Annotated in this window: 20 protein-coding genes and 1 riboswitch; of the genes, 9 read left to right on the forward strand and 11 right to left on the reverse strand. The window is 63.7% G+C overall.

Annotated elements, in window-relative coordinates:
• Positions 1 to 86: 86 nt before the first annotated feature.
• Both hpt and ACLGL5_RS02215 read right to left on the reverse strand, forming a co-directional pair.
• Positions 87 to 629: a hypoxanthine phosphoribosyltransferase gene (gene hpt, locus ACLGL5_RS02210; protein ID WP_019861412.1), complete on the reverse strand. Its 543-nt coding sequence runs from the start codon at positions 627 to 629 to the stop codon at positions 87 to 89.
• Between the two features lie 184 nt (positions 630 to 813).
• On the reverse strand, positions 814 to 1,458 hold the full coding sequence (locus ACLGL5_RS02215) for a hypothetical protein (RefSeq protein ID WP_038649942.1): 645 nt from the start codon (positions 1,456 to 1,458) through the stop codon (positions 814 to 816).
• A 306-nt stretch (positions 1,459 to 1,764) separates the two neighbouring features.
• Between ACLGL5_RS02215 and ftsE the strand changes: the two genes are divergently transcribed.
• The 3 genes from ftsE to ACLGL5_RS02230 all read left to right on the forward strand — a co-directional run bounded on the left by ftsE (position 1,765) and on the right by ACLGL5_RS02230 (position 4,245).
• Complete coding sequence (gene ftsE, locus ACLGL5_RS02220; RefSeq protein ID WP_010911739.1) at positions 1,765 to 2,424, forward strand: cell division ATP-binding protein FtsE; 660 nt, start codon at positions 1,765 to 1,767, stop codon at positions 2,422 to 2,424.
• Complete coding sequence (locus ACLGL5_RS02225) at positions 2,417 to 3,409, forward strand: cell division protein FtsX (RefSeq protein ID WP_038649944.1); 993 nt, start codon at positions 2,417 to 2,419, stop codon at positions 3,407 to 3,409. Before ftsE ends, ACLGL5_RS02225 begins: the two co-directional genes overlap by 8 nt.
• Positions 3,410 to 3,519: 110 nt before the next feature.
• Positions 3,520 to 4,245, forward strand: coding sequence for a YdcF family protein (locus ACLGL5_RS02230; protein WP_038649945.1), 726 nt, complete (start codon positions 3,520 to 3,522; stop codon positions 4,243 to 4,245).
• Positions 4,246 to 4,260: 15 nt separating this feature from the next.
• Here ACLGL5_RS02230 and ACLGL5_RS02235 read toward each other — a convergent pair whose 3' ends face one another.
• Both ACLGL5_RS02235 and ACLGL5_RS02240 read right to left on the reverse strand, forming a co-directional pair.
• Positions 4,261 to 4,896, reverse strand: coding sequence for a pyridoxamine 5'-phosphate oxidase family protein (locus ACLGL5_RS02235; protein WP_038649946.1), 636 nt, complete (start codon positions 4,894 to 4,896; stop codon positions 4,261 to 4,263).
• Positions 4,897 to 4,934: 38 nt separating this feature from the next.
• Positions 4,935 to 5,405, reverse strand: coding sequence for a nuclear transport factor 2 family protein (locus ACLGL5_RS02240; protein WP_069090244.1), 471 nt, complete (start codon positions 5,403 to 5,405; stop codon positions 4,935 to 4,937).
• Positions 5,406 to 5,508: 103 nt separating this feature from the next.
• Here ACLGL5_RS02240 and ACLGL5_RS02245 point away from each other — a divergent pair, with 103 nt between their 5' ends.
• Together ACLGL5_RS02245 and ACLGL5_RS02250 are read left to right on the forward strand one after the other, a co-directional pair.
• Positions 5,509 to 6,411 carry a LysR family transcriptional regulator gene (locus ACLGL5_RS02245; protein WP_069090245.1) on the forward strand — a complete coding sequence of 301 codons (903 nt, stop codon included), beginning with the start codon at positions 5,509 to 5,511 and terminating at the stop codon, positions 6,409 to 6,411.
• A gap of 113 nt (positions 6,412 to 6,524) precedes the next feature.
• Positions 6,525 to 7,313, forward strand: a complete 789-nt coding sequence (locus tag ACLGL5_RS02250; protein WP_019861421.1) for a lysophospholipid acyltransferase family protein — start codon at positions 6,525 to 6,527, stop codon at positions 7,311 to 7,313.
• An 18-nt stretch (positions 7,314 to 7,331) separates the two neighbouring features.
• Here the strand turns inward: ACLGL5_RS02250 and ACLGL5_RS02255 are convergent, their stop codons facing one another.
• The 3 genes from ACLGL5_RS02255 to ACLGL5_RS02265 form a co-directional block, all read right to left on the reverse strand.
• Positions 7,332 to 7,958 (reverse strand): LysE family translocator, encoded by a 627-nt coding sequence (locus tag ACLGL5_RS02255; RefSeq protein WP_494372860.1) that lies wholly within the window; start codon positions 7,956 to 7,958, stop codon positions 7,332 to 7,334.
• 216 nt (positions 7,959 to 8,174) lie between these two features.
• Positions 8,175 to 9,122, reverse strand: coding sequence for an aldo/keto reductase (locus ACLGL5_RS02260; RefSeq protein ID WP_069090247.1), 948 nt, complete (start codon positions 9,120 to 9,122; stop codon positions 8,175 to 8,177).
• Between the two features lie 123 nt (positions 9,123 to 9,245).
• The gene (locus ACLGL5_RS02265; RefSeq protein WP_027047438.1) at positions 9,246 to 9,767 is read right to left on the reverse strand and encodes a gamma-glutamylcyclotransferase; all 522 of its coding nucleotides are present in this window, start codon (positions 9,765 to 9,767) and stop codon (positions 9,246 to 9,248) included.
• 152 nt (positions 9,768 to 9,919) lie between these two features.
• On the opposite strand from ACLGL5_RS02265, the gene ACLGL5_RS02270 reads away from it, so the two are divergent.
• Complete coding sequence (locus ACLGL5_RS02270; protein WP_027047439.1) at positions 9,920 to 10,918, forward strand: DUF2125 domain-containing protein; 999 nt, start codon at positions 9,920 to 9,922, stop codon at positions 10,916 to 10,918.
• Positions 10,919 to 10,925: 7 nt separating this feature from the next.
• On the forward strand, positions 10,926 to 11,855 hold the full coding sequence (locus ACLGL5_RS02275; RefSeq protein ID WP_069090248.1) for a sugar kinase: 930 nt from the start codon (positions 10,926 to 10,928) through the stop codon (positions 11,853 to 11,855).
• On the opposite strand, the gene ACLGL5_RS02280 is transcribed toward ACLGL5_RS02275, so the two are convergent.
• Positions 11,852 to 12,787: a prephenate/arogenate dehydrogenase family protein gene (locus ACLGL5_RS02280; protein ID WP_171903223.1), complete on the reverse strand. Its 936-nt coding sequence runs from the start codon at positions 12,785 to 12,787 to the stop codon at positions 11,852 to 11,854. The genes ACLGL5_RS02275 and ACLGL5_RS02280 overlap by 4 nt on opposite strands.
• Positions 12,788 to 12,810: 23 nt before the next feature.
• Positions 12,811 to 13,920: a histidinol-phosphate transaminase gene (hisC, locus tag ACLGL5_RS02285; protein ID WP_069093198.1), complete on the reverse strand. Its 1,110-nt coding sequence runs from the start codon at positions 13,918 to 13,920 to the stop codon at positions 12,811 to 12,813.
• A 170-nt stretch (positions 13,921 to 14,090) separates the two neighbouring features.
• Positions 14,091 to 14,168, forward strand: a riboswitch (SAM riboswitch).
• A 105-nt stretch (positions 14,169 to 14,273) separates the two neighbouring features.
• Here hisC and metX point away from each other — a divergent pair.
• Positions 14,274 to 15,443, forward strand: coding sequence for a homoserine O-acetyltransferase MetX (metX, locus tag ACLGL5_RS02290; protein WP_069090249.1), 1,170 nt, complete (start codon positions 14,274 to 14,276; stop codon positions 15,441 to 15,443).
• 58 nt (positions 15,444 to 15,501) lie between these two features.
• Positions 15,502 to 16,116, forward strand: a complete 615-nt coding sequence (gene metW, locus ACLGL5_RS02295; RefSeq protein ID WP_027047441.1) for a methionine biosynthesis protein MetW — start codon at positions 15,502 to 15,504, stop codon at positions 16,114 to 16,116.
• Positions 16,117 to 16,123: 7 nt separating this feature from the next.
• On the opposite strand, the gene ACLGL5_RS02300 is transcribed toward metW, so the two are convergent.
• Positions 16,124 to 16,444 (reverse strand): DUF1330 domain-containing protein, encoded by a 321-nt coding sequence (locus ACLGL5_RS02300; RefSeq protein ID WP_019861434.1) that lies wholly within the window; start codon positions 16,442 to 16,444, stop codon positions 16,124 to 16,126.
• 140 nt (positions 16,445 to 16,584) lie between these two features.
• The gene (locus tag ACLGL5_RS02305) at positions 16,585 to 17,388 is read right to left on the reverse strand and encodes a DUF1194 domain-containing protein (protein ID WP_064981703.1); all 804 of its coding nucleotides are present in this window, start codon (positions 17,386 to 17,388) and stop codon (positions 16,585 to 16,587) included.
• Between the last annotated feature and the right edge of the window lie 75 nt (positions 17,389 to 17,463).

Genomic DNA, 17,463 nt, shown 5'->3' on the forward strand with positions numbered 1-17,463 from the left:
CCTGAAAGGACCCAACCCCTGACAGGGCTAATTTTTCCGGCGCCGTTAAGGCCTTTTTCAGAACTTGTCAGCGCAAGGCAGTGGCCTCACGCATCACCTTTCACGATGCCCACGAACGGCAATTCACGGAAGGCGTGCGCGACATCCATGCCGTAACCAACGACGAAATAATCGGGGCAGTCGAAGCCGACATAGTCGGCGACGAGCGCGGTCTGGCGGCGCATGCGCTTGTCGAGCAGCACGGCGATGGAACAGCTTTTCGCGCCGCGCGACAGCATCAGGTCGCGGGTGAAGGTCAGTGTCTTGCCCGATTCCAGAATGTCGTCGATCAGCAGCACGTCGCGGCCGGCGACCTCATTGTCGATGTCGCGCAGCACCCTCACCTCGCCGCTGGTGGTGCCGGCGCCATAGCTGGAAATGAAGATGAACTCGACCTCCGGCGACAGGCCGACATCGTGCATGGCGCGGATCAGGTCGGCGGCGAAGATGAACGAGCCCTTCAGCACCGAAATCACCAGCAGATCGTGATAGTCGTGCTCGGCGATCTCCTTGGCGAGCTCAAGATTGCGCCGCGCGATCGCCGATGCCGAAAACAGGACTTCGATGTCCTTGTCGCGTACGATTGGCATTTTTCGCCCCCTCAAGTTTTTTACCCAAACGCCTCCACACCGAGCGTGTGTTGAGATTCAGGTCAGGCCGAGCCGAAAACGGTGGTTTTCCGAGTACCGGAGCGGATCGTACTTAAGTACGTGAGCACCGGAAGCGCAGGGAACCGCCGTTTGCAGGCCGGCCTCACCTGAATATCGACACACGCTATTCGGCGAAAGTAACCAAAACGGTCCTCACGCCGTTCTTAGGCACGTCGAGCCGGCTGGCAAAGCCGAATCTTTCGCCCGATGCCAGCGAATGGCCGGATGTCCCCAACGTATAGCGGGTTGTACGTCCGTCATTGCCGGTCACGCGGATTTCGAGCGGCGGCATTGTCGCCGGCCCCGCCCCGTCATTGGCGGCCTCGCCATCGACGAACAGCACCGGATTGGCTCCCGAGGCGTCGACGTGCGAGGTGACGCCTGAAATGGTCAGCGCCGAGGCTTGCGCGCCGGTCAGGAGCGGCGCCTGGCGCACCAGCGCATGCCCGCCGGAGACCCAGAAGGCGGCCAAGGCGGCGCCGATGCCGGCGATCCAGAAGATCGGCCCGCCGCGCGCGGCCGGCGGCCGTTCCGCCGGCGCTTCCGGCTTGCGCAGCATGTCCATGCCCTCGATGGACGGCGTGACAATCAGGCGCGGCGGCGGTGAAACGCTTTCCACGGTAGGGACAAGGCGCGGCATCACTTCATAGTCGGCATCGACGATATAAGCCGCCGGGCCGCGCACGATCCGCTCCGCCGCGACAATTGCCGGGGGATCGGTCATGATTTCGCCGGAAACCGGGCGCGCGGTTCGTTCGTCAGCCATCATGGCCCCGTCATTGCGCGTGTTCGCTTTTCGTTTCTTTTGCGTAAACAAAAATGGTTAACGCTTCCCCACCGGAGCCCTCGTGACGCGCCGAAACAAGCCAGAAATTAACCGCCGGTTAACCATGCCGGCCGATGCTCTTTTCGCAGAACAGGCAGGCTTGGCGCTGCCCGACGCGGATTCGGATTTCAGGTCGAATCGACCCGAAATCCGAATCCGTGTCCAAACTAAAGAGATAGAGCATGATGTCGTCCGAAAACCGCTTCACACTTTTCGGCATCATGCTCTAGAAATTTCAGGTCGTCGAAATTGATTCGCTTCGAAAATGTCGGCCTCCGCTATGGCATGGGTCCGGAAATCCTCCGCGACATCTCCCTGCACATCCCGGAGCGCTCCTTCCAGTTCCTGAGCGGACCCTCGGGCGCCGGCAAGACGACGTTGCTGCGGCTTCTGTTCATGTCGCTGAAGCCGACGCGTGGGCTGATCACCATTTTCGGCAAGGACCGTTCGCGCATTTCGCGTACCGAACTGCCGCATTTGCGGCGCCGCATCGGCGTGGTGTTCCAGGATTTTCGCCTGCTCGACCACATGACCACCTATGAGAATGTCGCGCTGCCGCTGCGCGTTCGCGGGCGCGAGGAAGCGAGCTACCGCACCGATGTCACCGAACTGCTGAAATGGGTGGGGCTGGGCGAGCGCATGCATGTGCTTCCGCCGGTCCTGTCGGGCGGCGAGAAGCAGCGCGCCGCCATCGCGCGCGCCCTGATCGAGCAGCCCGAGATCTTGCTCGCCGACGAGCCGACCGGCAATGTCGATCCGCCGCTCGCGCGACGGCTGCTGCGGCTCTTCATCGAGCTCAATCGTCTCGGCACCGCTGTGGTGATCGCCACCCACGACCTTGGCCTGATGGAACAGGTCGACGCGCGCCGCATGATCCTGGCCGGCGGAAGGCTGGACATCTATGACTGATCTGTCCGCCGAACACCTCCAAGAGCATGAGCAGGACGCCGAGGCGGCCGAAGCAAGACCGCGCGCCCAGCGCCGTATGGCGCCGATCGTTCCGGCGCAGAACATCGCCGGTCGGGCGCTCGTCCTGGTCATCGCCATCATGACCTTCCTGTCGTGCCTGACCTTCGGCGCGGTGACGCTGGTGCGCGACACCGCCTCGGTCTGGGAGAACCAGATCTCGCGCGAGGCGACGATCCAGATCAAACCGGCCGACGGCCTCGATATGGAGGCCGCCCTTGCCCAAGCCTCAAAAATCGCCGGCGAATTCCCCGGCGTGAAGTCGACAAAGATCATCGACCGCGATGCGACCGCGAGGCTGCTGGAGCCATGGCTGGGTTCAGGCCTCAACATCGACGAGTTGCCGGTGCCACGCCTGATCATCGTCACCATCGATGAGAACAGCCCGCCCGACTTCGCCGCCATGCGCGCCGCCATCACGCCGAAACTGCCGAGCGCGTCGCTCGACGATCACCGCACCTGGGTCGACCGGCTGGTGGCGATGGCCCGCACCACGGTGACCATCGGCATTGCCGTGCTGGCGCTGATGCTGTCGGCGACAGTGCTGACCGTGGTGTTCGCGACCCGTGGCGCCATGGCCGGCAACGGCCATATCATCGAAGTGCTGCATTTCGTCGGCGCCGAGGCGGCCTTCATCGCGCGCGAATTCCGCCGGCATTTCCTGGTCACCGGCATGAAGGGCGCGGCCGCCGGCGGGGCGGCGGCGGTGCTGGTCTTCATCGTCTTTTCCTGGTGGTCGTCGCGCAACATGGCGACGCCGCAAGCCGATCAGGCGACTGCCCTGTTCGGCAATTTCGCCATCGGCTCTGCGGGCTATCTCGGCGTCGTCCTGATGGTGCTGGTGATCGGCGCGCTGACGGCGGCAACCTCGCACGCCACCGTCGTCGCCTATCTCAGCGACATCGATGTTCGACAACCCGACGCTTGAAAGGGAACCTGCGCTGATGGGGATGGAGGCTGGCTGATCACGGATGGAGAAACGGCGTAACGCAAAGTGCGTCTTTTACCTACCCAAGGCCGCATTTCAGGATTAACCATATGGTCATGGACGTGCGGGATTCGACCGGGACGGCTGGACAGATGCCAGTGGTGGTTGCTCGTTTGCACGACCGCGGCGGGTTTAGCCGTTTAAGAACCGCACTGCGGATATCCGCGCTCTCCCTCCTCGTCCTTGCTGTCTTGTTTGCCGGCGGCTTCGGCTGGTTCGCCAACAAGGTCGCGCATCTGACCACGCCCGCCAATCCGGAGAAGGCCGATGCCATCATCGTGCTCACCGGCGGCCAGTCCCGCCTCGACGCGGCGATGGATCTGCTGGCGTCCGGCAAGGGCGAGCGGCTGTTGATCAGCGGCGTGCATCCTTCGGCCAGCCGGCGCCAGCTCCAGGCAGCCACCGGCGGCGATAAGAACCTGTTTTCCTGCTGCGTCGACATCGACCGCGCCGCGCTCGACACGATCGGCAATGCCGAGGAAAGCGCCAAATGGGTCGAGAGCCATGCCTATGGCACGGTGATCCTGGTCACCAACAATTACCACATGCCGCGCAGCTTGCTGGAAATGGGCCGCCTGCTGCATGGCGCCAAGCTGGAACCCTATCCAGTGGTCAATTCCAATCTCGACAATGGCGGCTGGCTGACCAAGCCGCGGGCGTTGCGCGTGCTGTTCACTGAATACACCAAATATCTGCTGGCGCTGGCGCGAGGCATCGTGCCGGTGAAACCGACCGCGGACGGCATTGCGCTGGCTGAGACCGCCGCCGGCGGCTGAGCCCCCGGCGCTCCATCATCGTTCCTTGTCTGTCCCCTTTGACGCGGCCTTCAGGCGGCTGACCTCCTGCTCGAGCTGTTGAATGCGCCTGTCCCGCTCGCCAAGCGCGCCCGCCACATCAGCCGCCTCGAAGCGTTGCGGGATGTGCTGCGGGCAATTCGCATCCCAGGCCGAGACGGTGAACAGGATGACCTGTTCGGGCCGCGCCTTGTAGTCCTGCGGCATCAGCCTCGCCATCAGCTCGGCATCGTTCTCGACGACGCGCGCCGTGCCCCAGATCTTGATGCGCTGGCGCAGCATGTAATCGATCAGAAACAGGAAGGCGCGTGGATTGTCCGCCAGATTGCCCTGCGTGATGAACTGCCTGTTGCCGGAAAAATCCGCGAAGCCGATCGTCTTTTCGTCCAGCACCTTGAGGAAGCCGGCCGGGCCGCCGCGATGCTGGATATAGGGCTGGCCGTCGCCATTGGCGGTCGACAGGAAGACGCTGGTCTGCATCTCGATGAAGGCGGCAAGGTCCGGCGTGATGACGGCCTGCCAGCCACCACGCTCCTCGACGCGGGCGTAGGACTGGCGCGAACCCTTGCGCGCCTGGATCGCCTTGACGGTCGGCGTGAAGGCGACATCGCTGGTGAAAGCATGCGCGTCCATCGAAACCTCCTTGCCCGGAACCGGGTGCAGCCGACGCTCTAAAGCCCGAGCGCCGACAATGTCGGATGGTCGTCCGGGCGGCGCCCCAACGGCCAATGGTACTTGCGGTCGGCCTCGCTGATCGGCAGGTCGTTGATGCTGGCGATGCGCAGGCGCATCAGCCCGTGCTCGTCAAACTCCCAGTTCTCATTGCCATAGCTGCGGAACCAGGAGCCGCCGTCGTCGCGCCATTCATAGGCGAAGCGCACGGCGATGCGGTTGCCGTGGAAGGCCCAGACCTCCTTGATCAGCCGGTAGTCGAGCTCGCGGCTCCATTTGCGCGTCAGGAAGGCCTGGATGGCTTCGCGGCCCTGTAGGAATTCGGCACGGTTGCGCCAGCGGCTGTCGGTCGTATAGGCGAGCGCGACCCGTGCCGGATCGCGCGAATTCCACGCATCCTCGGCCATACGGGCCTTTTGCGCCGCGGTCTCGACGGTGAAGGGCGGAAGGGGTGGGCGGCTTTCAGACATGAGAACTCCATTGCGCGGCTGCGAACCCCATATATAACCCCTTCCATTCCTGAAATGCAGATGGCATATCTGCAATCATTCCTTCCATTTTCTGGAAGAAGTGATGGATCGTCTCGAAGCCATGTCGCTCTTTGTCGCGGCGGTGGAGGCCGGCAGCCTTTCCGCCGCGGCCCGCCGTTTCGGCATTCCGCTGGCGACCGTCAGCCGCAAGGTTTCCGATCTCGAACGCCATCTCAACACCCGCCTGCTGAACCGTTCGACGCGCCGGCTGACGCCGACCGATGCCGGCGAGGCCTATCTTGCGGCCTGCCGCCGCATCCTCGATGACGTTGGCGAGGCTGAACGCGCCGCGGCCGGCGAGTACAGCGCACCGACCGGCGAGCTGGCCATCACCGCGCCAGTCGTGTTTGGCCGTCTCCATGTGTTGCCGGTGGTCACCGGCTTTCTCTCGGCCTATCCCGACGTGGATATCCGCCTGACCCTGGCGGACCGCATAACCCAGCTGGTCGAGGACCATTTCGACCTCGCGCTGCGCATCGGCCAGTTGCCGGATTCGAGCCTGGTCGCCATTGGCGTCGGCTCGATTCGCCGCGTTGTCTGCGCCAGCCCGGCCTATCTGGCCGAACACGGCACACCCACGATCCCGGAAGATCTCGGCACCCACGATTGCATCACCTTCGAGGGACTTTCCTCCGCCGCCCCGTGGAGCTTCGCCAAAGGCAAGACGGACGTCACGGTCCAGGTCCGCTCGCGCCTGCAGGTCAACACCGCCGAGGCGGCGGTCGATGCCGCGATTGCCGGCGTCGGGCTGACGAAAGTGCTTTCCTATCAGGTCGATGCCGCCGTGCGGTCCGGCATGCTGCGCATCGTGCTGCAAGAGTTCGAGCCGGAACCGTGGCCGGTGAGCTTGGTGCATGCGGGCCACGGCCTGCTGCCCGTCAAGCTGCGCGCCTTCCTCGACTTTGCCGCACCGCGTCTGAAGGAGCGGCTGGCGCGATTGGGCTAGCATGCCTGCGCTGGCGTGAGCCGTGCTTCACATCAATCGGGACACGCCTGCGCCATTTCCTTTTTCCCCGCGCTTGGTGTAACCAACGCACACTTCCTCACCGGACCTCCCCCATGCTCTATGTCAGATCGCTGGCGTTCAATTTCGTCTTCTACGTCAATCTGATCGTCCAGATGATCCTCTGGACCCCCTATTATTTCCTGTCGCCCCGCCACCGCGCCTGGTTCGTGCCGAAATTCTGGTCGCGCAGCTGCATGTGGCTCTACGACAAGATCGCCGGAACCAAGAACGACATCACCGGACAGGAAAACCTGCCCGAAGGCTCCTTCATCCTTGCGCCCAAGCACCAGTCGTTCTGGGACGCGATCGCCTTCTTCCCCTTCCTCCAGGACCCGCTCTACATCCTCAAGCGCGAGCTGACCTGGATCCCGTTTTTCGGCTGGTACATCATGAAGATGCGCATGATCCCGGTCGATCGCGGCAGCCGCTCCAAGGCCTTGAAGGCGGTGGTCGCGGCAACCAAGGAAGAGATGGCGCGCAACCCGCGCCAGCTGATCATCTATCCCGAGGGCACGCGCCGGGCGCCGGGCGACGAGCCGGCCTACAAATACGGCATCGTCGAAATCTACACGCAGCTTGGTGTTCCGGTGGTGCCGGTCGCCCATGTCGCCGGCCTCTATTGGCCGCGACGCAAATTCCTGCGCTATCCCGGCACCATCAAGGCGCGTTTCCTGCCGCCGATCCCACCGGGCCTCGGCAAGGACGAGTTCATGGCGCGCCTGATCGGCGAGACGGAAGCGGCTTGTGACCAGATGCTCGTCGAAGCGTCCCGCGCGGCCAACCCGCCCGCCTTCCCGCCGACGGCGTTGAAGCGGCTGCGGGAGCTCGGCGCGAAGGTCTGAAGACCTCCAGCCAGGCAATCAGCCGTAGACAGCCAGCACGGTGGTCAGCACCAGCGTCGCGGCAAAGACCAGGTTGATGATCCGCGAAGCGACAGGCCTGCGCAGGAAGCGCGCGAACGCCGCGCCGGCAAGCAGCCACACGGCGTGGATGACAACGATCATCCCGGCCAGAACCGTCAGCTTCAGCCATAGGCCGAGTTCCGCACCGCCTTGGTTCGACGAGGTGCCGGCGAATACGGCGGCGATCGCCACATAGGCTTTCGGGTTGGCGACCGCCAGCAGAAACCCGGCCAGCCAGGTCGGGCGCGCAGCCTCGGCCGTGCGTGCTGCCAGCGGCGGCGCCGTGGCGATCCTGAAGGCGAGATAGAGGATGTAGGCCGCCGACGCGACAACCAGCACCGGTGCCAGCTTCGGCATCGACCCAAGCACCGCCAGGATCCCGGTCGCCACCACCAGCAGCACAGCGACCGTGCCGAGAACGATCCCCCAGGTGTAGCGCACAGAATTGCGCAGGCCGAAGGCGGCGCCGACAGCGGTGACGCTTATCGTTGCCGGCCCTGGGCTGCCCATGACCACCGTGGCGGCCAGCACCAGGGCGAGCAGAGGTCGCCAAAGCTGCGGCTGCAAAAGAAGCGGCTCGGTCATTGCACCCTCTGTCTTGCCAATAGCGGAGGACACTATGGCAAGGCAGGAGGGTGGTCTTGGACGTTCGTGCGGATGGAACAATTCCAGGAAAAGTGTGAAGCGGTTTTCCCGGGAAAAGCGCGTAGCGTTTTCCCTTGGGAATTGGGGCAAGAGGAAGAGATAGAGCGGTTCGCCGTTTCCATGAAACGGTGAGCTGCTTTAATCGCGGCCGAAGCCTCAGTCGCTCGCTTTGTCGAGCTCGGCCATGTCGTCGGCGGTCAATTTCAACGACGCCGCCTTGATCAGGCTGTCCATCTGGCTGGCCTTAGTGGCGCTGGCGATCGGTGCGGTGACGCCTGGCCGCGCGATCGCCCAAGCAAGAGCGACTTCCGCCTGTTTCGCCGAATGCTTGGCGGATATGGCATCGAGAGCGGCCAGAATGCGAATGCCGCGCGCGTTGAGATAGCTGCTGACGCCCTCGCCGCGTTCGCTTTGGCCAAGATCGGCCTCGCTGCGGTATTTGCCGCTCAGGAAGCCCTTGGCCAGGCTGAAATAGGTGATCACGCCGATATCCTCGGCCACGCACAGATCGCGCAACGGCCCATCGAATGAGGGGCGGTCGTAGAGATTGTATTCCGGCTGCAGCACCTCGTAGCGCGGCAGGCTTCGCAGGCTCGCCACGTCGAGCGCGGCGCGCAATTGGCCGGCGTCGAGGTTCGAGCAGCCGATGTGCCGGACCTTGCCCTTGGCAAGCAGCTTCTCATAGGCGCCAAGCGTTTCCTCATAGGGCGTGGCCGGGTCCGGCCAGTGCGACAGATAGAGGTCGATGACATCGGTCCGTAGCCGCTTCAGCGAGGCCTCGACGGCCTTTTCGATATAGGCGGCGGACAGGTCCTTGTGCCCCTGCCCCATATCCGAGCCGACCTTGGTGATCACCACGACCTTGTCCCGGTTGCCACGGTCCTTCAACCAGTTGCCGATGATGGTTTCCGATTCGCCGCCCTTGTTACCGGGCACCCAGCGCGAATAGGCATCGGCCGTATCGATGGCGTTCAGTCCGCCCGCCACAAAGCGGTCGAGCAGGTCGAACGAGGTTTTCTCGTCGGCGGTCCAGCCGAAGACATTGCCGCCCAGAACCAGCGGCGCGATGGAAAGGTCGGTGCGACCGAGACGGCGTTTCTGCAAGATGGTTCTCCGTGATGATTGGGATGGGGCGCATGCAGCCCGCTGGCTGGGTTCGGAGCCTAAGCTAGGTCGTGCCGCTTCGAGGTCAAAGGCCTGATCCCCTCTTTCCGCAGAGCCAGCCATTCACGATGGCGCTATCCCCCGTGCCACATCCTCCAGCCAGTGGTCGCGGATGCCCAATGCTTCCAGATGCTTCAACGTGCTGAGCACATAATCCTCGTTGTTGCCGGATTGGCCGACAGCGCCGCGCACCACCGCGGCCGCATGCGCGGCATCCAGCGCGCCGGCATATTGCTCATGCTTGCGGTCGACGATGTAGGCGACCGCTTCGACCGTGCCGCCACCCTCGAGGCGGACCTTGAGCGTGCGTTCGAGATAGACTGATGTGACGAGTTCGCGCTCGCGCAGATAGGCGATGACCTCGTCGCGCAACTCGCCGGGCACGCGGAAAGCCAGGCCGACGCAGGAGCCGCCATGGTCGAGGCCAAGCACCAGCCCGGGCCGCTGGCGCGTGCCGCGATGCACGAAGGAATAGACACAGAGCGAGCGGCGGTAGCCGTGCAGATGGGCGCGCCGTGTCTCGACATGTGCGAAACCCGGCCGCCAGATCAGCGAACCGTAGCCAAACACCCAAAAATCGCCCATATCGCCGTGCCTGATTGCAAAAAGAATGGCCACACCGCACCGGAAACCGGTGTTTTTTCCGTCCGTCCCCGGCTACCTATCCGTCAATGTCTACCTGGTTGTTGGAATCGAAGGTTCGTCCACCAACACCGTGGGTTAATGAGAGCCAAAGCATGACGTCAAGTGACGAACGCCAACCAAAGTCCCGCCGCGGCCTGTTCTGGCTTGTGGCGTTCATCGTTGTGTTGTTCGCCATCTACAGCGGCGGCTGGTTCTATCTGGCCAACAGGGTCAGGGTCGAGGCCGACAAGGCGGTCGCCACGCTCAACAAGAGCGGCATCAATGCCGGCTGCGCCAATCTCCAGGTCAGCGGCTATCCCCTGAGCTTTACCGTCTCCTGCGACAATCTGGCGTATGAGGACGATGCCAAGAACATCGCAGCCTCGGCCGGCTCCTTCAATGCCGTCGCCCAGATCATCCAGCCCTTGTCGCCGGTCGCCGATCTGCGCGGTCCGCTCAGGACCTCCGTCCCCGGCATGGTGCCGCTGTGGATCGACTGGGACAATCTGCAGGCCAAGGTCAAGCTTTCATGGCCGCTGCCGCAGCGCGTTGCGCTGCAGGCGGAAGGCCTGTCGGGCCAGACCGACCCGGCCGACGACACCGACCCGGTGGAACTGTTCAGCGCCGGCAGGGCGGCCGGCCAGCTGCAGCCGAACGGTCAGGACGTCGATTATGCCGGCAGCTTCACCGATCTGGAGATCGACCCGGATGCGATCGGCGGCCGCGTGCTGCCGGCGCTCGATGCCAGCGGCGACGCCACGCTGAAGAATGGTGTCGCGCTTATCGGAACGCAGGTGACGAGCCTTCGCGGCCAAAGGGTAGAGATCCGCAACCTCGATTTGTCGTCGGGCACGGCGCGGGTCACCGTTTCCGGGCCGCTGTCGGTCGACGCCGAAGGCCTGGTCGACGCCGATCTGATGATCAGGATCAAGGATCCCAAGGCCGTGGCGGCCATTCTGGCCGGCGCCATACCCGAGCAGAAGAACGCGATCGAACAGGGTTTTGCCGCGCTCGCCATGCTCGGCAGCGAACCGTCGATGCCGCTGAAAGTGGTCAAGGGCAAGGCCTCGCTCGGCTTCATCCCGCTCGGCAAGATCAAGCCGGTGCAATAGCGCGCCCATGACAAGCCCACCGAGGCTCCTCAGCGTCGGCGCGCTGACGCTCGACACCATCCTGCGTGTCGAGACGCTGCCCACGCACCAGGGCAAGTTCATCGCCGCCGACGGTGTGCAGATCGCCTCGGGCATGGCCACCAGTGCCGCCTGCGCCGCGCATCGCCTGGGCGCCGAGGTGTCGCTATGGGCAAGCGCCGGCGACGACCTCATTGGCGATCAGCTGATCGCCGGGATCGAGGCCGAGGGTGTCGACTGCGGCTATGTCCGCCGCGTCGGCGGCGCCCGCTCGGCATTGGCCTCGATCCTGGTCGACGCGCATGGCGAGCGCATCATCGTGCCTTTCTATGACAGCCTGGCCCAGGCCGATCCAGAGGCATTGCCTTTCGCCGACATCACGGCATTCGATGCCGTGCTGGTGGACGTGCGCTGGCCGGGTGCCGCGGCGCTTGCCCTCAAGGCAGCGCGCGCGGCAGGCCGGCCGGCAATCCTCGATGCCGACACAGCCCCGCTGGCGGTGTTGGAGCAACTGTTGCCGCTGGCTTCGCACATCGTCGCCTCGGAGCCCGCCGTCCGCATCATCTGCGGCCAGGCGCTGGATCTGGCGAGCGCTTGCACCGACATGGCTTCCCGCACCGATGCGTTCGTCGCCGTCACCGGCGGCGCGGCAGGCACCTGGTGGTTCGATCGCGCGGCGGGATCATCCCGTCATGTCGCGGCACCGAAGATCAAGGCGGTTGACACGCTAGCCGCCGGCGACGTCTTTCACGGCGCCCTTGCTGTCGGACTGACGGAGGCCATGCCGGTCGAGCAGGCCTTGCGCTTTGCAAGTGCCGCCGCCGCGCTCAAATGCCTGCGCTTTGGCGGCAGGCTCGGCGCGCCGGATCGGGCCGAGACGCTGGCCATGGTCGCGGCGACCTGGCCCGAAACAGCCTAGTTCTTCGACGGGTGCTCGACCGCCTGGCGGCCGAAATCCGGCACGTCGATATCCTGGCCGGCCTCGATGATCGAGCGGCGTACCGCCCGAGTGCGGGTGAACAGGTCGAACAATTTGTCGCCATCGCCCCAGCGGATCGCCCGCTGCAGGAATGCCAGATCTTCCGAGAACCGCGCCAGCATTTCGAGAATGGCGTCCTTGTTGTGCAGGCAGACGTCCCGCCACATGGTCGGGTCGGAGGCGGCCAGACGCGTGAAGTCGCGAAAGCCGGAGGCGGAATATTTGATGACTTCCGTCTTGGTCACCGATTCCAGATCGTCGGCGGTGCCGACGATGTTGTAGGCGATGATGTGCGGCAGATGCGAGACGATGGCGAGCGTCATATCGTGATGCTGGGGATCCATCGTGTCGATGTTGGCGCCGCAACGGCGCCAGAATTCCGACAGCCTCTCAAGCGCGTCCGGATCGGAGCCTGGCAACGGCGTGAAGATGCACCAGCGATTGTCGAACAGATCGGCGAAACCGGCATCCGGGCCGGATTTTTCCGTGCCCGCCAGCGGATGGCCGGGAATGAAATGAACGCCATCAGGCACATGCGGCTGCATCTGGGCGATGACCGACGCCTTGGTCGAGCCGACATCGGTGAGGATGGCGCCCTTCTTCAACGCCGGCGCGATCTCCTCAGCCACCGCACCGGACGAGCCGACCGGCACCGAGACGATGACCAGGTCGGCATTGCGGACCGCTTCCTTCGCGTCGGTCGTGTAGGAATCGCCCAGTCCAAGCTCTTCCGCCCGCTTCAGCGTCGCGGCGCTGCGGGTCGAGATGGCAACGTGGCCGGCAAGACCCTCGCGTCGGATGACGCGGGCCAGCGACGAGCCGATCAGGCCGATGCCGACCAGCGCGATCTTTTCAAACATCGGTGATGTCATGGTGTTCCTGCTTTTCGGGCGTTCTAGCTTTTCAGGAATGTCGTGAGCGCGGCGACGACGCCGCGATTGGCCTCTTCCGTGCCGACGGTCATGCGCACCGCGTTGGGGAAGCCGTAGCCGGAAACGCGCCGCAATATATAGCCGCGCGCGGTCAGATAGTCGTCCGCCGCGGCCGCCGAATGCTTTTGATCATCGGGAAAGTGAATGAGCAGGAAATTGCCGACGCTGGGCGTCACCCGCAGCCCGAGCCCAGTCATCTCCTGGCTCAGCCAGGTCAGCCAGGTCTCGTTATGCGCCACGCTGCGCTCGACATGGGCGCGGTCGCGGATTGCCGCGATGCCGGCCTCGATCGCCGTCGCATTGACGTTGAAGGGACCGCGCACGCGGTTGATCGCATCGACGATGTGCATGGGCGCATACATCCAGCCGATCCGCGCGCCACCGAGGCCGATCTTGGAGAAGGTGCGGGTCATGACCACATTCTCGGCGCTGCCAACCAGTTCGATGCCGGCCTCATAGTCGTTGCGGCGGACATATTCGGCATATGCCGCGTCGAGCACCAGCAGCACATGTCTGGGCAGGCCGGCATGCAGGCGGCGCACCTCCTGGAACGGCACATAGGTGCCGGTAGGATTGTTGGGATTGGCAAGGAACACGATCTTGGTTCGCAGCGTGACGGCCGCCAGTATCGCATCGATGTCGGCCCGCTCATCGGTCTCCTTGACCGCGATCGGCGCAGCCCCGGCCGACTGGATGTAGATCTTGTAGACCATGAAGGCGTGTTCGGTGAATATCGCCTCGTCGCCGGGCGCCAGATAGGTCTGCGCCAGCAGGCCAAGGATCTCGTCGGAGCCGTTGGAGCAGATGATGTTCTGCGCGTTGAGGCCATGCACTTCCGCGATCGCCTCGCGCAGCCGCCTGGCGGTACCGTCGGGATAGATGTCGAGCCTGGCGGCGACTTCACGCGCGGCTTCGATCGCCTTCGGCGACGGGCCAAGCGGGTTCTCGTTGGACGATAGCTTGTAGACCTTGGCGACACCGGCGGGTGCGGCGCTCTTGCCCGGCACATAGGCGTCGATGTCCATGATACCCGCGCGCGGGGTTGGACGTGCCTGATCCGGTGTCTGGTTCATTTTTGCAAAATCCATCGAAAATGCCTCGATCCGGAGGCCGCAGCGGAAATACAAGCCGTGGCCGATAATGTCGAGAGGTGGCAGTGATGCCAGCAGCCGGCCCAGATGTCGGCCCATGTCGGCCCAGATGTCGGCATTGACGGCAGCGCGGGCGAGTTCTAGAAGGGCAGCAACAGTTCCGTGGTGATTTGGCCGGTCGGCTTGCAGCCACGTTAAACAATTCGCTAAAGGGCCGTTTGCGTGACGTAACCGGCTTTGCGAAGGCAATGCCGGTTTTTTATTGTCCGCGGCCGGCCGGATGGACGCATCGACGGCGATTTTTCGCCTGATATGATGCAGCAGGTGAGACAAGAATGGCCGCTCTGCGCGCAGGAAAGACCAACAACGAGGCCGACCAGCCGTCGAGCCCGGTTTTGCGCTTCGGGGCGGACAAGCCGCTCAAGCTCGACGCCGGCACGCTGCTATCGCCGTTCCAGATCGCCTACCAGACCTACGGCACGCTGAACGATGCCCGCTCCAATGCCATCCTCGTCTGCCATGCTCTGACCGGCGACCAGCATGTCGCCAACACCAATCCGGTGACCGGCAAGCCGGGCTGGTGGGAAGTGCTGATCGGCCCCGGCAAGATCATCGACACCAACCGTTTCTTCGTCATCTGCTCCAACGTCATCGGAGGCTGCCTGGGTTCAACCGGCCCGGCATCGACCAACCCCGCCACCGGCAAGCCCTATGGGCTCGACCTGCCGGTCATCACCATCCGCGACATGGTGCGGGCGCAGCAGATGCTGATCGACCATTTCGGCATCGAGAAACTGTTCTGCGTGCTCGGCGGCTCGATGGGCGGCATGCAGGTGCTGGAATGGGCGTCGAGCTATCCGGAGCGTGTCTTTTCGGCGCTGCCGATCGCCACCGGTGCGCGCCATTCCTCGCAGAACATTGCCTTCCATGAGGTCGGCCGGCAGGCCGTGATGGCCGATCCGGACTGGCACGGCGGCAAATATTTCGAAAACGGCAAACGCCCGGAAAAGGGGTTGGCGGTAGCGCGCATGGCCGCCCACATAACCTATCTGTCGGAAGCCGCCCTGCACCGGAAATTCGGCCGCAATCTGCAGGATCGCGAGGCGCTGACCTTCGGCTTCGACGCCGACTTCCAGATCGAAAGCTATCTGCGCCACCAGGGCATGACCTTCGTCGACCGCTTCGACGCCAATTCCTATCTCTACATGACGCGGTCGATGGACTATTTCGACCTCGCCGCCGATCATGGCGGGCGGCTGGCGGATGCCTTTGCCGGCACCAAAACCCGCTTCTGCCTGGTGTCCTTCACCTCGGATTGGTTGTTTCCGACCGAAGAGAGCCGCTCGATCGTGCACGCGCTCAACGCGGCCGGCGCGTCCGTGTCCTTCGTCGAGATCGAGACCGACCGTGGCCACGATGCCTTCCTGCTCGACGAGCCGGAACTGTTCGCCGCCATCAACGGCTTCATCGGCTCCGCAGCGCGGGCGAGAGGGCTAAGCGCATGACCCCGGAAAGTTCCAGACTTTCGGGATCGGGATCATGCGCCGCAAAGGAGACGACATCATGAGCGTCAACGGCAGCCAGCGCGTCGACCTCGAGGTCGTCGCCAATCTGATCCCACCGCAGTCCCGCGTGCTCGATGTTGGTTCGGGCGACGGCTCGCTGCTTGAATTGCTGCAGGACACCAAGCAGGTCGACGGCCGCGGACTGGAACTGTCGCAGCGCGGCGTCAACGAATGCGTGGCGCGCGGCCTCTCCGTCATCCAGGGCGATGCCGACAAGGATCTCGAATTCTATCCCGACAAGGGTTTTGACTTCGTCGTCCTGTCGCAGACCTTGCAGGCGACGCGCAACCCGAAGCTGGTGCTCGACGAGTTGCTCCGCATCGGCAACCGGGCGATCGTCTCCTTCCCCAATTTCGGCCATTGGCGGGTGCGTCTGTCGCTGTTCGTCAAGGGCCGCATGCCGGTGACCCAGGACCTGCCCTATTCCTGGTACGACACCCCCAACATCCACTTCTGCACCATCCGCGACTTCGTCAATTTGTGCGAAGAGCTTGGCGCGACGGTGGAAAAGGCAACCGCGCTCGACGCCGCCGGCCAGAAGATCGGCCTGTCCATGCCCTGGTGGTTCTGGAACTTCTTTGGCCAGCAGGCGGTGTTCCTGCTGAAACGATAAGGCACGTCTAGCCCAGGACATCCGTCGCCTTGTGCGGATGTTCGACGCCGTCGGCAAACACCACATCGGATTGGGAGTTCTCCGTGCGCAAGGCCAATATTGCCTGATAGGCGGGCGAAGCATACCACTCGCGCACATGCTGCCGGTCGGGAAATTCGATGATGATGAGGTTGCCCGGCCAGTCGTTCTCGATCACCTCCACATCGCCGCCATGCACCAGGAAACGGCCTCCAAACGGTTCCAGCGTGGCATCGATCTTGTGCAGATACTCGACGATCTGCGGCCCCATCGTGACTTGGCGCATATGGGCGATGGCGTAAGCGGTCATGACGTAACTCCCTTTGCATCGAGACCGACCAACCGGCCTCGCAAGGGCAAATCTGCCGGAATGCCTGACGCAAAGCGATTACGCCCGAGGTAATGGAATCGGTGCCTTCGACGGCCGGCCGCAGGTGCTCTTGCGCAATTTCACCGGTCGAGTTCCGGAAAATACGGATCCGACAGGAACCGCCTGTCGCGTTCGCCTTGCAGGCAGTCGATCGGCGCGTCCGCATCGACCGGGATGATGCTGGCCTTGTCCTGAATGCCGCTCACCTCGAGGATCAGCTTGCGCCGGATGGCGGTGGAAAATTCGGCAGCCGAGTAGATGGGCAGCACGAATGAGCCGGGTCCGCCGGTCACGCACTGCGCATAATACTGGTCGAGATGCTTGAAGGTGGGCGATGGATTGATCAGGATCGGCAGGCCGTTGATGACGATGCCTTTTGCGGTTGCCGCATCGCGCGTCGCGGTGACCGGCGGCCCGATATTGTTGGGGCCATCGCCCGACATGTCGATGACGCTGCGCTCACCGGCGAAATTCGTCCTGCCGAACAGCTCTGTGCCGAAGGCAATTGCCGTGGAAATCGAGGTACCGCGAAAACTCCGGAACGGGCGCGCCGCCACCTTGTCGGCAAAGCTGTTGGCGCTTTGCGCGCCATCGATGATCTGCCAATCGATGACCGCGTCGTCGCGCACCGTGCCGGCCCATTCGAAATAGGCAATCGCGATGCGGCCGGTATTGCCGGAGCGGACGGCCTGGATGAAGTCGGGATGGCGCAGCGCCTCGACATAGCCGGCGCGTTGCAGGGCGAATTCCTTCTCGTCCATCGACAGGGATATATCGACCGCCAACACCAATTCGACGTCAACAGCCAGCGCACCTGATGGCGAGGCAACGGGCGTTGGCTGGACACAGGCAAGACAGGCAAGCAGGCGCAGAGCATCAAGCATCGCCACCGCCAAGTTTTGTTTCTCGGGGAAATCTTCCTTCGCGATCGCGGCGAAATAAAGCTTGCTGCGAGAGTG

The sequence above is a fragment of the Mesorhizobium sp. U510 genome (assembly GCF_059180695.1).

Excerpts from the sequence above, each read along its gene's own strand:
- ACLGL5_RS02280 (WP_171903223.1), bottom strand. The coding sequence starts at position 12,787 with ATGACATCACCGATGTTTGAAAAGATCGCGCTGGTCGGCATCGGCCTG.
- ACLGL5_RS02240 (WP_069090244.1), bottom strand. The coding sequence starts at position 5,405 with ATGTCTGAAAGCCGCCCACCCCTTCCGCCCTTCACCGTCGAGACCGCG.
- ACLGL5_RS02275 (WP_069090248.1), top strand. The coding sequence starts at position 10,926 with ATGACAAGCCCACCGAGGCTCCTCAGCGTCGGCGCGCTGACGCTCGAC.
- hisC (WP_069093198.1), bottom strand. The coding sequence starts at position 13,920 with ATGAACCAGACACCGGATCAGGCACGTCCAACCCCGCGCGCGGGTATC.
- ACLGL5_RS02300 (WP_019861434.1), bottom strand. The coding sequence starts at position 16,444 with ATGACCGCTTACGCCATCGCCCATATGCGCCAAGTCACGATGGGGCCG.
- ACLGL5_RS02270 (WP_027047439.1), top strand. The coding sequence starts at position 9,920 with ATGACGTCAAGTGACGAACGCCAACCAAAGTCCCGCCGCGGCCTGTTC.
- ACLGL5_RS02245 (WP_069090245.1), top strand. The coding sequence starts at position 5,509 with ATGGATCGTCTCGAAGCCATGTCGCTCTTTGTCGCGGCGGTGGAGGCC.
- ACLGL5_RS02255 (WP_494372860.1), bottom strand. The coding sequence starts at position 7,958 with ATGACCGAGCCGCTTCTTTTGCAGCCGCAGCTTTGGCGACCTCTGCTC.
- ACLGL5_RS02215 (WP_038649942.1), bottom strand. The coding sequence starts at position 1,458 with ATGATGGCTGACGAACGAACCGCGCGCCCGGTTTCCGGCGAAATCATG.
- ACLGL5_RS02225 (WP_038649944.1), top strand. The coding sequence starts at position 2,417 with ATGACTGATCTGTCCGCCGAACACCTCCAAGAGCATGAGCAGGACGCC.
- metW (WP_027047441.1), top strand. The coding sequence starts at position 15,502 with ATGAGCGTCAACGGCAGCCAGCGCGTCGACCTCGAGGTCGTCGCCAAT.
- hpt (WP_019861412.1), bottom strand. The coding sequence starts at position 629 with ATGCCAATCGTACGCGACAAGGACATCGAAGTCCTGTTTTCGGCATCG.
- ACLGL5_RS02230 (WP_038649945.1), top strand. The coding sequence starts at position 3,520 with ATGGTCATGGACGTGCGGGATTCGACCGGGACGGCTGGACAGATGCCA.
- ACLGL5_RS02250 (WP_019861421.1), top strand. The coding sequence starts at position 6,525 with ATGCTCTATGTCAGATCGCTGGCGTTCAATTTCGTCTTCTACGTCAAT.
- ACLGL5_RS02305 (WP_064981703.1), bottom strand. The coding sequence starts at position 17,388 with ATGCTTGATGCTCTGCGCCTGCTTGCCTGTCTTGCCTGTGTCCAGCCA.
- ACLGL5_RS02265 (WP_027047438.1), bottom strand. The coding sequence starts at position 9,767 with ATGGGCGATTTTTGGGTGTTTGGCTACGGTTCGCTGATCTGGCGGCCG.
- metX (WP_069090249.1), top strand. The coding sequence starts at position 14,274 with ATGGCCGCTCTGCGCGCAGGAAAGACCAACAACGAGGCCGACCAGCCG.
- ACLGL5_RS02235 (WP_038649946.1), bottom strand. The coding sequence starts at position 4,896 with ATGGACGCGCATGCTTTCACCAGCGATGTCGCCTTCACGCCGACCGTC.